Origin of the sequence: Pseudomonas sp. dw_612, assembly GCF_018449725.1 — a bacterium.
Classification (GTDB): Bacteria; Pseudomonadota; Gammaproteobacteria; order Pseudomonadales; family Pseudomonadaceae; genus Aquipseudomonas.
In genome coordinates, this window is the sequence record NZ_JAAVVC010000004.1 from 18,760 (window position 1) to 33,908 (window position 15,149).

The following is a 15,149-nucleotide window of genomic DNA, read 5'->3' on the forward strand; positions in this document are numbered from 1 at the left end:
ATATGGCTTCGTCTACCGATATGGCGCTTGAACACGACCTCCAGAACGACCTCCTCACCCAGAATCAGGCCCACGCACTGGCCTCCGTGCAGCAAGGCATCTGGCTCGATCAGATGGCCCACCCGGAGCTGCCCTACTACAACATCGGCATGGTGCTGGAGATCAAGGGCCGGATTGATGTCGGTCTGCTGGAAAAAGCCATCGAGCTGATCGCCAATCGCCACGACGCCCTGCGCCTGAGCTTCAGCCACGAAGGAGGCGTCGCGCGCCAGACCGTGTTGCCGAGCATTGAAGTGAAACTCAACGTCGTCGACTTCTCCGAGGAAGACACCGCCGCCGGGTTGGCCATGGCCTACGTGCGTGAAGCCTTCCGCAAGCCCTTCGGAAAATTGACCGGCAAGCTGTGGGAAGGACGCCTGGTGCGCTGCGGACCCGAACACTTCTACTGGCTCAACCGCTATCACCACATGGTGGCCGATGGCGCGAGTATGTCGTTGATCGGTCACGCAGTCAGTGATGCTTACAACGGCTTGCTCGCCGGTGACGACAACCCGCCCGAAGGCCATTCCTACATTTCCTTCCTGGCCGAAGACCGCAGCTACATCGAATCGACCCGCTTCGAACGCGACCGGGCGTTCTGGCACGAGAAGTTCGCCCAGTTGCCACCGGCCCTGTTGCAGCAACGGGTGGCCGTGGCCGGCAGTGGCATCGCCCCGAGTGCGCAAGCGCAAGCGATGATTCCCCGCGCACTGTTCAACGCCCTGGCGCAGTTCGCCAACGGCCACGGCATGTCCCTCGCCCACGTGTTGATGGCGGTGCTCGCGACTTACTTATGCCGCACTGAAGGCGTCGACGAAATCGTGATCGGTATGCCGGTGCACAACCGTACCACCGCCCGGCAGAAAGCCACGGTCGGGATGTTTTCGTCCCTGAGCCCGATCCTGCTGGAAGTGGATACGCAAGCCTCGCTGCTGGACCTGATGCAGGTCGTGGCCACGCAATTGCGTAAATGCTACCGCCACCAGCGTTTCCCGATTGCCGAGCTGAACCGCTCGCTGAAGCTGGCCCAGCAAGGGCGTCGCCAACTGTTCGATGTTTCGCTGTCCTTCGAAAGCCTCGACGGTGACACTGATTTCGGCGGCCTGCGTGCAGAAGTGTTCACCCTGGACAACGGTTACGAGCGCACGCCGCTGGCGATTTTCGTGCGTGACTATCACCCGAACGAAGACGTGTACCTGGACTTCAACTTCAATACCGCGTTCTTCACCCTCGACGAAGTGCAGCAGTTGCAACAGCGCATTCTGTCGATGCTGGGAACGGTGATCGAACAACACACGCTGCCGGTCGGGAACTTCCCGATCATGCCGGTGGCGGAACGACAAAAGCTGCTCGGCGAGTTCAACGCCACCGAGCGCGACTATCCGCAAGACGTGCTGATCCATGAACTGTTCGAGCAGCAAGCCGCGCGCCGCCCAGAGGCCATTGCCCTCAGCGATGACAGCGGTCAGGTGCTGAGCTATGCCGAACTCAATCGCCGGGCCAACCAACTCGCCCACCAGTTGATCGAACTCGGCGTCGGCCCGGATGCGCGGGTTGCCGTGTGCCTGCGCCGCAGCCCGGAGATGGTGATTGCGCTGTTGGCGATCCTCAAGGCTGGCGGCGCCTACGTGCCCATCGACCCGGACCTGCCAATCGCCCGCCGCGAATACATGCTCAACGACGCCGCGCCCGTGGCCGTGTTGAGCAGCGCAGCATTGTCGGAAAGCCTGCCGGCACTGAGCGTGCCGGTGTTGGCGCTGGATCGCGAGTCCAATGACTTCGCCGATACCAACCCGCAAGTGTTGGGCCTCAACGCTACGCACCTGGCCTACGTGCTCTACACCTCGGGCTCGACCGGGATGCCGAAAGGCGTGATGAACGAACATCGCGGGGTGGTCAACCGCTTGCTCTGGGCGCGGGATGAATACCGCGTCGATGAAACCGACCGCGTCCTGCAAAAGACCCCGTTCGGCTTCGACGTGTCCGTCTGGGAGTTCTTCCTGCCGTTGCTGGCCGGTGCCCAATTGGTGATGGCGCGTCCGGGCGGCCATCAGGAGCCGGATTACCTCGCGAAAGTGATTCGCAGCGCCAGCATCACCCTGCTCCACTTCGTGCCGTCGATGCTTGAGCTGTTCCTGGAAGACCGCGACAGCCAGGGCTTCCCGGGTCTGCGTCGGGTGCTGTGCAGCGGCGAGGCCCTGCCCCGCAGTTTGCAAAAGCGCTTCGAACAGCAACTGCCTGAGGTCGAACTGCATAACCTTTACGGACCGACCGAAGCGGCCATCGACGTCACCGCATGGCACTGCCGGCCGACCGATCGCGGCGACAGCGTGCCGATTGGCCGTCCGATCGCCAACATCCAGATCCACATCCTCGACAGCTTTGGCCAGCCAACGCCGCTGGGCGTTGCCGGGGAAATCAATATCGGTGGCGTCGGCGTGGCCCGGGGTTACCTGAACCTGCCCGAGTTGAGCGCCGAGCGCTTTGTGGCCGATCCGTTTTCCACAAATCCTGAAGCACGTCTGTACAAGACCGGTGACCTGGGTCGCTGGTTGGCTGATGGTTCGATTGAGTACATGGGCCGCAATGACTTCCAGGTGAAGATTCGCGGTTTCCGCATTGAGTTGGGTGAGATCGAAGCCAAGCTGGCCAACCATCCCGACGTGAAGGAAGCCGTGGTCCTGGCGCGGGAAGATGCGTCGGGCGAGAAACGTCTGGTGGCGTACTACACGACCACCGATGAGGCGCTGGAGACTGAAACCCTGCGTTCGCACCTGCAAGCGCAGTTGCCGGAGTACATGGTGCCGGCGGCTTATGTGCGCCTCGACGGGTTGCCGCTGACGTCCAACGGCAAACTTGATCGCAAGGCGTTGCCGGCACCGGATCTGGCGTCGCTGATCACCCGCACCTATGCCGCCCCGGTGGGTGAAGTTGAAATTGCGCTGGCGCAGATTTGGCAAGACCTGCTCGGCTTGCCGCAGGTTGGGCGTCAGGATCAGTTCTTCGAACTCGGCGGCCATTCGCTGCTGGCGATTCAGTTGATTTCTCAAGTGCGTTTGCAACTGGGCGTGGAACTGGGTCTGGCTGACTTGTTTGCCCAGCCTGAGCTGGCCGCATTGGCGCAGGCTGTGGCCGAAGCCAGCCGCAGCACGTTGCCGGAGATCGTTACGGTTTCCCGCGAGGAAGACTTGCCGCTCTCCTTCGCCCAGCAGCGCCTGTGGTTTCTGGCGCAGATGGAGGGTGGCAGCGCGGCGTATCACATGCCGGCCGGTCTGCGTCTGCGCGGGACTTTGGATACTGATGCCCTGCAACGGGCGCTGGACCGCATCGTCTTCCGTCACGAAGCGCTGCGCACGACCTTCGTTCAGGCCCAGGGCGAGGACGCTTTCCAGCGCATCGCCCCGGCGGAGTGTGGGTTTGCCTTGCGCCAATACGATTTGCGCGGTCAGGCCGATGCCGAAGCGCAATTGCAGGTGTTGGCGGCTGAGGAAGAAGCCGAGCTGTTTGATCTAGAACACGGCCCGCTGATTCGTGGCCGACTGATTCGCCTGAATACCCAGGACCATGTGTTGTTGGTGACCATGCACCACATCGTCTCGGATGGTTGGTCGATAGGCGTGCTGACCAACGAACTGGCGGCGCTGTATGAAGCGTTCCGCCACGGTCTGGACGATCCGCTGCCTGCACTGACCGTGCAATACGCCGATTACGCCGTGTGGCAACGCCGCTGGTTGAGTGGCGAGGTGCTGCAAACCCAGAATAATTACTGGCAGCAGGCTTTAACAGACGCACCGGCCTTGCTGATGCTGCCGACTGACCGACCACGCCCGGTACAACAGGACTACGCGGGGGCTGCACTGTCGGTGGCGTTCGACGCCAGCCTGACCGCAGACCTGAAAAACCTCAGCCAACGCCACGGCACCACGCTGTACATGACGTTGATGGCGGGTTGGGCGGCGTTGTTAAGCCGTCTCTCGGGGCAGGACGAAGTGGTGATCGGTTCGCCCGTCGCCAACCGCCTGCGCGCCGAAGTCGAAGGCTTGATCGGTTTCTTCGTCAACACCTTGGCGGTGCGGGTCGATGTGTCCGGTGCGCCGAATGTTGAAAACCTGTTGGCGCGGGTCAAGGCCCAAACCCTCGGCGCCCAGGCCCATCAGGACCTGCCGTTCGAACAAGTGGTGGAAGCGCTGAACCCGGTGCGCAGCCTGGCCCACAGCCCGCTGTTCCAGGCCATGTTGTCGTGGCAGACCGCAAACGGCGCCGATCTGGTGCTCGGTGAGCTGAAACTCGAAACCCTGGGCATGACCAACCGTGTGGCCAAGTTCGACCTGTCGTTGGAACTCGGTGAGGTCGGCGGGCAACTGCTCGGCACGCTGGAGTACGCCACGGCGTTGTTCGATGAGCGCACGGTGCAGCGTTATCTGGGTTATTTCGAACGCGTATTGCGTGGCATGGTGGCGGACGATCAGGCGCTGGTCGATCAGATCGAGTTGCTCGATGCCGGCGAACGCCAGCGTTTACTGGTTGACCTCAATGCCACCCGCGCTCCGTATCCACGCGACAAAACCATTCACCAGTTGTTTGAAGCCCAGGCCGAAGCGCAACCGGATGCCATTGCGGTGGTGTTTGACGGCGAGCAACTGAGCTACGCCGAACTCAATCGCCAGGCTAACCAGATGGCGCATCACCTGATCGGGCTGGGGATTCGTCCGGATGATCGGGTGGCGATTTGCGTCGAACGCGGCGCGGAAATGCTGGTCGGTTTGTTGGCGATTCTCAAGTCCGGTGCTGGTTATGTGCCGTTGGATCCGGCTTACCCCGCAGAACGTTTGGCCTACATGCTCAGCGACAGCACCCCGGCGGTATTGCTGACCCAACGGGCGTTGCAGGATCGCTTGCCGAGCCTAGACATTCCGCTGGTCCTGCTCGATAAAGCCGAACGCATCGCCGACGGTTATGACGACAACCCGGTGATCTTGTCATTGGGCGTGCGCCACCTGGCCTACGTGATCTACACCTCGGGCTCCACCGGCACGCCAAAAGGCGTGATGATCGAACACCGTGGGCTGGTCAACTACACGATTGACGCGATTCGTTTGTTTGGCCTGACCAGCGCCGACACCGTCCTGCAACAAAACACCCTGAACTTCGATTTGTCGGTGGAAGAAATCTTCCCGGCACTGATCGCTGGTGCGACCCTCGCGCCAAGCCGCAATATCTTCGGTACCTCTCAAGAGGATGTCCGCCCAACCTTCCTGCACCTGACTGCTGCCCACTGGCACACCCTCGCCGCCGAGTGGCACTACAACCCGACACTGGCCCAGGAACAGTTGCGCGATGTGCGCCTGATCAACGTCACCGGCGATGCGCTCTCCACACAAAAACTGCAGATGTGGGAACAGATTCGTCCGGCGCACACCCAACTGGTCAACACCTACGGCCCGACCGAAGCCACCGTATCCTGCACCGCGAGCTACGTGACCTTCGAAGCGCTGAACAGCAACGCCAGCATCGGCACGCCGATGGCCAACACCCGCATTTACCTGCTCGACGCGCACCTTCAACCAGTACCGTTTGGCGTCACCGGAGAAATCTACATCGGCGGCGACGGCGTGGCGCGCGGTTACCTGAACCTGGACAAAATCACCGCCGAACGCTTCCTGCCTGACCCCTTCAGCAACCTCGCCAGCGCCCGTCTCTACAAAACCGGCGACCTGGCGCGCTACCGCCCCGACGGCGGTCTCGAATACCAGGGCCGCAACGATTTCCAGGTCAAGGTCCGGGGCTTCCGTATCGAACTGGGTGAAATTGAAGCGCGATTAGGCGAGTGCACCGGCGTGAAGGAAGCCGCCGTCATCGTTCGCGAAGACGCGCCGGGCGATAAGCGTCTGGTGGCCTACGTCGTGCCACACACCGGCGTCACGCTGACCGCCGCCAACCTGCGCACGCAACTCGCACCGCTGCTGGCCGAGTACATGCTGCCGAGCGCTTTCGTCAGCCTCGAAGCACTGCCGTTGACCCCGAACCGCAAGCTCGACCGCCGCGCCCTGCCAGCGCCCGACGCTGCAGCCTTCGCCAACCGCACCCATGAAGCCGCGAAAGGCTCGACCGAAATCGCCCTCGCCCAGATCTGGCAAAGTCTGCTCAAGGTCGAGGAGGTCGGTCGTCACGATCACTTCTTCGAACTCGGCGGTCACTCGCTGTTGGCCGTGAGCCTGATCGAACGCCTGCGCCAGCAAAACCTAGCCGCCGACGTGCGCACCGTGTTCACTTCGCCAACCCTGCACGACATGGCCCAGGCCATTGACCGAAACACCCGCGACCTGTTCCAGGCCCCGGCCAATCGCATCCCGGCTGATTGCAGCGCACTGACCCCGGACCTGCTGCCACTGGTCGAACTCGAACAGGCGCACATCGACCGCATCGTCGCCAACACCCCCGGCGGCGCCGCGAATATCCAGGACATCTACCCGCTGGTGCCGTTGCAGCAAGGCATCCTGTTTCATCACTTGCTCGGCCATGAGGGCGACGCCTATCTGGTGCGCTCGCTGATCGAGTTTGATGATCGCAGCCGTCTCGACGCATTCGTCGCGGCGCTGCAACAGGTCATCGACCGTCACGACATCCTGCGCACCGCCGTGCAATGGACCGGCCTGCCGCACGCCGTGCAAATCGTCCAGCGCCACGCGGTGCTGCCGGTGCACAGCGTCACCCTCAATGATCAGGAAGACGCGCTGACCCAGCTCGAAAACATCAGCGACCCGCGTCACTTGCGTCTGGATCTGACCAAAGCGCCGTTGCTATGCGCCCACATCGCCAAAGATCCGCAGTCATCTCGCTGGCTGCTGTCACTGCTCGACCACCACATGGTCAGCGACCACGTCACGCTGGGGATTCTCCTTGAAGAAGTCCAGGCGATCCTGAACGGCGACAGCGCCAGCCTGCCGACACCGCTGCCTTACCGTGACTTCGTGGCGCAAACCCTCGCGAGTCCGCCACAAGCCCATGAGGCCTATTTCCGCCGACGCCTGGCCGATATCGACGAACCCACCGCGCCGTTCGATTTGCTGGATATCCAGGGCGACGGCAGCGACGTTTCAATGGTCAACGTACGCCTCGACACGACACTGGCGCGCAATATCCGCGTTGCCGCGCGCAAACGTGGCGTGACCCCGGCCGTGCTGTTTCACATTGCCTGGGCGTTGGTGCTTGCCCGCTGCACCGGGCGTAACGACGTGGTATTCGGCACCGTGGTTTCGGGCCGTTTGCAAGGTTCGGCGGGGGCAGAACGGGCACTCGGCGTGTTTATCAATACCCTGCCGGTGCGTGTGCGTCTGGATGAACAGACCACACCTGCACTGGTCGCCGACACCTATCGCGACCTGAGCGCCCTGCTCGCTCATGAACAGGCTTCGCTCGCACTCGCCCAGCGTTGCAGCGGGTTGTCCGCCGGACTGCCGCTGTTTACTACCCTGCTCAACTATCGCCATCAAACCGGCGATGCTTCGCTGGCCAATGAAGATCAAGTACTGGCCTGGGACGGCATACGCTTTCTCAGCAACGAAGAGCGCACCGGTTACCCGATCGAAATCGCCGTGGCGGATGAAGGCGAGAATTTCTCCCTCAGCGCCCAAGCCACCACAGGCATCGATCCACAGCGCATCGCCGCTTACATGACCCATGCCGTCACCGCGCTGGTCGAAGCCCTTGAACACAGCCCCGAGCAACTGGCCGACACCCTCGACGTACTGCCCGAAGCCGAGCGTCAGCAACTGCTCGGCGGCTTCAATGCCACCGCCACCGACTTCGATTTGTCGCAACCGCTGCAGGCGCTGTTCGAAGCTCAGGTACGCGTGCGGCCCGAGGCGATTGCGCTGGTCTACGAAGATCAGCAACTCACTTACGCCCAGCTCAACCGACGCGCCAATCACCTCGCCCGACGCCTGATCGCTCTCGGTCTGCAACCGGACCAGCGCGTCGCGCTGTGTGCCGAACGCAGCCCGGAAATGCTGATCGGCTTGCTCGGCGTGCTCAAGGCTGGCGGCGCCTACCTGCCCCTCGACCTGGCCCTGCCGGTCGAACGCACGGCGTTCATGCTCAGCGAAAGCACGCCATTGGTGGTGCTCACCCAGCAGGGGCTGGCGGCGCAATTGCAGGTCGGCGAAACGCCGCTGTTGTGGCTCGATGAAATCGAATCGCTGGACGCCGGCAACGACCCGGCCTTCGATCTGGACCCGGTAATAACGGGGCTGACCCCGGAACACCTGGCCTACGTGATGTTTACTTCAGGCTCGACCGGCAAGCCGAAGGGCGTGATGGTCGAACACCGCAATGTGGTCAATCTGTTGCGCACGATGGCGGAAAAGGTCGGCGCGAGTGCCAATGATCGCGTGCTGGCCCTGACGACCCTGGGTTTCGATATTGCCGGCCTGGAACTGTTCCTGCCGCTGATGTGCGGCGCGCGGCTGGTGTTAGCCACTCGCGATCAGGCCCACGACGGTCGACTGCTGGCCGAGGTGATCGCCCGTAACGAAGTCAGCCTCGCCCAGGCCACGCCGGCGAGCTGGCGCATGCTGCTTGATTCGGGCTGGTCGGGTGATGCCTCGCTGACCGCCCTGTGTGGCGGCGAAGCGTTGCCCGCGGACCTTGCACGGCGTTTGGCGGGGCAGGTCAAGCGCTTATTCAACGTGTACGGGCCGACCGAAACCACCATCTGGTCATCGGCGATCCAGGTCAGCGCCCAGGACACCCTCGGCAATCAGGTCAGCATCGGCCGACCGATCGCCAACACGCAGTTTTATGTGCTCGACCCGCAAGGCCAACCCGTGCCGATCGGGGTCTCGGGCGAGATGTACATTGGCGGTACCGGCGTGGCCCGTGGCTACCTGAACCGTCCCGACCTCAGCGCCGAACGCTTCCTCACCGATCCATTCAGCGCAGTGCCGAACGCGCGAATGTATCGCACCGGCGACCTCGGCCGCTGGCTGGCCGACGGCACTCTGGAGTTCCTGGGCCGCAATGATTTCCAGGTGAAGATCCGCGGTTTGCGCATCGAACTGGGCGAAATCGAAAACGCCCTGATGGCCTGCCCCGGTGTGCGTGAAGCGGTGGTCATTGCCCGCGACGACACCCCCGAAGTTGCCAGCAGCCAACGCCTGGTCGCCTACTTGTGCGGCAACCCGGTCCCCGCAGAACTGCTGCGCGCCGAACTGTTGAAAAGCCTGCCCGACTACATGGTGCCCAGCGCCTACGTGCAACTGGACGCCCTGCCCCTCACGCCGAACGGCAAACTCGACCGCAAAGCCCTGCCCGCGCCGGGTCAAGACTCTGTGGCCAGCCGTGCCTATGAAGCGCCTCAGGGTGAAACCGAAATCGCCATTGCCAGCATCTGGCAAGACTTGCTGCACCTGGAGCAGGTCGGGCGTCACGACGGCTTCCTCGAACTCGGTGGCCATTCACTGCTGACCGTGCAATTGCAGGCCCGCCTGCATCAAGTGCTCGGGGTCGAGATCGCCTTGCGTACGCTGTTTGCCCAGGGTTCGCTCAGCGCCATGGCCGAGTGCGTCAGCCAGGCCAACCTGTCGCGGGTGCAACCGATCCCGCTGGTTTCACGCAAACAGGCGCCGCCCTTGTCGCTGGCGCAACAACGGTTGTGGTTCCTCGATCAACTCGATCATGCCGCCAGTGCGGCGTATCACCTGCCCGCTGCGCTACGCCTGAGCGGCCACCTCGATCAAACCGCCCTGCGCCGCACCCTCGATCGCATCGTTGCGCGGCATGAAAGCCTGCGCACGACCTTCGAACGCCGGGACGATGAGGTCCGTCAATACTTCGCGCCGGCCGACGTCGGTTTGAGCCTGACCGAGCACGATTTGCAGCGCCTGCCGCCAGAGGCTCGGGAACACGCGGTCAAGGAACTCGCGCAAATCGAAGCCCACGCGCCGTTTGATCTGAGCCGTGGCCCGCTGATCCGTGGCCGTCTGCTGCGTCTGGACGACAACGAGCATGTGTTGCTGGTGACTCAGCACCATATCGTCACCGATGGCTGGTCCGTCGCGCTGCTGATCGAAGAGTTCAACGCGCTGTACACCGCGTTCAGCCAGGATCAGGACGACCCGTTGCCCGATTTGGCGCTGCAATATGCCGACTATGCGGTGTGGCAGCGTGAATGGCTGCAAGGTGACGTGTTGCAAACGCAAACCCGCTACTGGACCCAGGTGCTGGACGGTGCGCCCGCGCTGCTCGAACTGCCGGCTGACCGACCACGCCCGCAAGTGCAAAGTTACATCGGCTCCAGCGTACCGCTGCGCCTGTCGCCGCAATTGAGCAGCGCAGTGCGCCGTTTCAGCCAGCATCAGGGCCTGACGCCGTTCATGACCTTGCTCGGCGCCTGGTCGGTGTTGCTTGCACGCTTGAGCAACCAATCGGACGTGGTGGTCGGCACGCCAGTCGCCAACCGTCCCCGCGCCGAGACCGAAGCCCTGATCGGTTTCTTCGTCAACACCCTGGCGCTGCGGGTTGACCTGCGCGATCAGCCAAGCGTCGGGCAATTGCTGACGCGGATAAAGTCCATCACCCTCGATGCCTACAGCCATCAGGAATTGCCGTTCGAGCAAGTCGTCGAAGCCCTGCAACCGGAACGCAGCCTGGGCCACAGCCCGTTGTTCCAGGCGATGCTGGTGTTTGGGAATACGCCGCATGACCGCACCCTTGAACTACCAAGGCTGCAACTGAGCCCGCTCGTCCTGCCCCTGAGCACCACGCAAACGGACCTGAGCCTGTCGCTCAACGACGACGGCGAGATCATCGCCGGGCAGTTCGAATACGCCACCGACCTGTTCGACGCCGGCACCATCGAGCGCTGGGGCCGGCACTTCCTGTGTCTGCTTGAGGCGATGCTCAGAGACACCACTCAAGCAGTCGGCGCCTTGCCCCTGTTGGATGCCGAGCAATATGTGCAGGTGTTGAAAGACTTCAACCCGAGCGCCGAGCCCCTCGACGAAGACCCGGATCGCCTGCCGCAGAAAATCTTCGAAACCCAGGCCGACCGCACACCGGAAGCGATTGCCCTGGTCAGTGCCGGCGAACCCCTGAGTTACGCCCAGCTCAACGCACGGGCAAACGGCGTCGCCCATCGCTTGATCAAGCTCGGGGTCAAACCCGACGACACCGTGGGCCTGTGCGCCTGGCGCAGCGCCGACATGGTGATCGGCCTGCTGGGTATCCTGAAGGCCGGCGCCGCCTACGTGCCGCTTGACCCGCAGTACCCGGCGGAACGTCTGGCGCATATGCTCGCAGACAGCGCACCCCGTGTGCTGGTGCGCCAGCAAGGGCTTGAGTTGGCGGTTCCGGTTGACCTCGCCACCATCGAGATCGGCAGCGACGAAATCACCCGCAACCCGCAGATCGCCGGTTTGACCGTGGCCAATCTCGCCTACGTGATCTACACCTCGGGCTCCACCGGCCTGCCCAAAGGCGTGATGGTCGAACACCGAGGCCTGCGCAACCTGCTCGACTGGTACCTCAAGGATCTGGCGTTCACCGCCAATGATGCGGTGCTGCTCGCGTCCTCCTATAACTTCGACCTGACCCAGAAAAACATCCTGGCGCCGCTGATGGTCGGCGGTGTCTTGCACCTGGCCGAGGAACCGTTCGACCCGAGCGCCATCGTCCAGCAGATCGCGCAGTCGGGCATTACTCACATCAACATGTCGCCAAGTGCCTTCCACGCCCTGGTCGACGCCGACAAAAACCATGCCCTCACCAGCCTGAAACGCGTGGTGCTGGGCGGCGAGCCGATCCCGCTGGCCATGCTGGAAAAACTGCAAGCACCTCGGCCCACCGTGATCAACAGCTACGGCCCGACCGAGTGCAGCGACGTGGTTGCCTGGCACACGGTTGACGCTGATCTCGACGCCTATCGGGAGCAGGCGATTCCCATCGGCAAACCCATCCGCAACATGCAACTGCACGTGCTGGATACCCTCGGGCATCTGGTGCCAATCGGTGTGCGCGGCGAGATCCATATCGGCGGCACCGGCGTGGCTCGTGGTTATCTGAACCAACCGCAGCTGAGCGCCGAGCGTTTCATCACCGACCCGTTTGCCGCCACCCCGGATGCACGCCTGTACAAGACCGGTGACATCGGCCGCTGGCTGGCGGACGGCACCCTCGAATACCTGGGTCGCGACGATCATCAAGTGAAGATCCGTGGCTTCCGTGTGGAACTGAGCGAAATCGAGGCAGTGCTCGCTGGCTGCGAAGGTGTGCGCGACGTCGCCGTGATTGCCCGCGAGGTCAGTCCCGGCCAATTGGACAGCACACGTTTGGTCGCCTACCTGTGTGGCGAACCTGCAACCGCCGAGCAACTGCGCGGTGAATTGCTCGCGCATCTGCCCGAGTACATGGTGCCCAGCGCCTTTGTTTACCTCGACGTGTTGCCATTGACGCCCAACGGCAAACTGGATCGTCGCGCCCTGCCGGCACCGGGCGCCGAAGCGTTCGCCAGCCGTGCCTACGAGGCGCCGCAGGGGGAAGTCGAAACCGTCATTGCGACTATCTGGCAGGACCTGTTGGGTCTGGATCGCGTCGGTCGCCACGACCGCTTCTTCGAACTCGGCGGTCACTCGCTGATGGCCGTGGCCCTGATCGATCGCCTGCGTGAGCACGGCCTCGGCGCCGATGTGCGGATGGTTTTCGCCTCACCGAGCCTGCGTGAAATGGCCCGGGCGATTGACCGTGATGCCCGGGAGATCTTCCACGCGCCGCCAAACCTTATCCTGCCTGGCGCTACGCAACTGACCCCACAGATGCTGCCGCTGATCGAACTCGATCAAGCGCAGATCGACACCATTGTGGCCAATGTGCCCGGTGGCATCGCCAATATCCAGGACATCTACCCGCTTGCGCCGTTGCAACAGGGCATTCTGTTCCATCACCTGCTCGGCCATGCCGGCGACGCGTATTTGATCCGTTCGATGATCGAATTTGAAGAACGCGATGGCCTCGACCACTTCGTCGCGGCGCTGCAACAGGTGATTGATCGCCACGACATCCTGCGCACATCGGTGCAATGGAACGGCCTGCCGGAACCGGTGCAGATTGTGCAGCGCACCGCGCCGCTGACGGTGCACACCGTCACCCTCGGCCCGAAAAGCGATGCCCTCGCGCAACTGGAAGCAATCAGCGACCCGCGTCAGTTGCGCCTCGATCTGAGCCAGGCGCCGCTGCTGCGCGCTTACATTGGCCGCGATCCGCATACGCAACGCTGGCTGCTGGCCTTGCTCAACCACCATATGGTCAGCGACCACGTCACGCTTGAGATTGTCCTGGAAGAAATCCAGACCGTCCTCCAGGGCCAGGGCGACAGCTTGACCGCGCCCCTGCCTTATCGGGATTTCGTCGCGCAGATTCTGGCGACGCCCATCGAGGCCGATGAAGAATATTTCCAGCGTCGGCTGGCCGATATCGACCAACCTACTGCGCCGTTCGGTCTGCTCGATGTGCAGGGTGACGGCAGTGATGTCGAAGAGGTCAGCATGCGCTTCGACGATGGGTTGACCCGTCTGATCCGGGCCCAGGCTCGCGAGCGCGGCATTACCCCGGCCGTGCTGTTCCATGTGGCTTGGGCGCAGCTGATCGGCCGTTGTTCCGGGCGCGATGATGTGGTGTTCGGCACCGTGGTGTCGGGCCGTTTGCAAGGCTCGGCCGGTGCCGAACGGGCGCTGGGCGTGTTCATCAACACCTTGCCGGTGCGGGTGAACCTGGCCGGGCATGGCGCCAATGCACTCGTCGCCGAGACGCACCGCGACCTCAGCGAACTGCTCTCCCACGAACAGGCCTCGCTCGCCCTCGCCCAGCGTTGCAGCGCAGTGCCTGCCTCGCTGCCGCTGTTCAGCAGCTTGTTCAACTATCGCCATCAACTCGAGGATGACGCCGCGCCAACCCAATGGCCCGGTGCCCGCATCCTCTCCGAGGCCGAGCGCGACAACTATCCGCTGACGGTATCGGTCAACGATTACCAGCACGACCTGGGCCTGACCGTGCAGTGCTCGCCGAGCGTCAACCCGCAGCGCATCTGCGACATGATGCAACGGGCCTTGGAGCAACTGACCCAGGCACTGGCGCACACGCCGGACGTGTTGCTTACGCAACTGGATCTGTTGCCAGCCCAGGAACGCGACCGCTTGTTGGTCGAATTCAGTCAGAAAAAACCTGATGACCAGTGGCTGGCACAACACAGCTTATCCATCAGCGATCCACGGCTGTATGTGCTGGACCCGTCCGGGCAGTTGGCGCCGATCGGTGTCACCGGTGAAATCCATGTCGGCGGTGCGCAAAACCTGGGCACAAAACGCTTTGTCAGCCACCCGTTCAGCACTGATCCGCAAGCGCGCCTGTACCAGTCCGGTGACCTCGGTCGCTGGCTGGCGGACGGTACCCTTGAAATCGTCGGCAGCCTGGACGACCAGTTCACCATCGGCGGTGTGCGGATCGAGGCCGATGAAATAGAAGCCGCCCTGCTCGCCTGCAAAGGCGTCAGCGAAGCGGTGGTCATGGCCATCAAGGATGCATCGGGCAGTCAACGTCTGGTCGCTTACCTGTGCGGCGAACCGGCCGCCACCGATCAGCTGCGCGTCGATCTTCTCACTCGCCTGCCGGAACCTCTGGTCCCGGACGCCTTTATCGTCCTCGACGTGCTGCCGCTGACCGCCAACGGCAAGCTCGACCGCCGCAACCTGCCCGCGCCGTGGCTGGAAGCCGCCGAAGCGCTGCACTACGAAGCACCGAAAGGCGAAACCGAACAGAAACTCGCGGCGCTGTGGAGCGACCTGCTCGGCATCGAGCGCATCGGCCGCAACGACCAGTTCTTCGAGCTGGGCGGCCATTCCCTGATCGCGGTGCAACTGACCCTGCGGGCCCGGGAACACTTCGGCGTCGACGTCACGCTCAAGGCGTTGTTCGAACACGCATCGTTGCGTGAATTGGCCGACCTCATCACGACCCTGCAACTGGCGCTGTACGAGTCAGAAGTGCTGCTCGATCTCGAGCGGGAACTGGCTTCGTTATCAGAAAGCGACTTGCTCGCGATCGTCTCCAAGGATGCTTAA

General features: G+C 62.9%; 1 protein-coding gene. It reads left to right on the plus strand.

What is annotated here, in order from left to right; genetic code table 11:
• Positions 1-2: 2 nt before the first annotated feature.
• Positions 3-15,149: a non-ribosomal peptide synthetase gene (locus HB680_RS08075; RefSeq protein ID WP_213937984.1), complete on the plus strand. Its 15,147-nt coding sequence runs from the start codon at positions 3-5 to the stop codon at positions 15,147-15,149.

What these genes read in the sequence shown, in the direction of transcription:
- HB680_RS08075 (WP_213937984.1), top strand. Translation starts at nt 3, where the DNA reads ATGGCTTCGTCTACCGATATGGCGCTTGAACACGACCTCCAGAACGAC.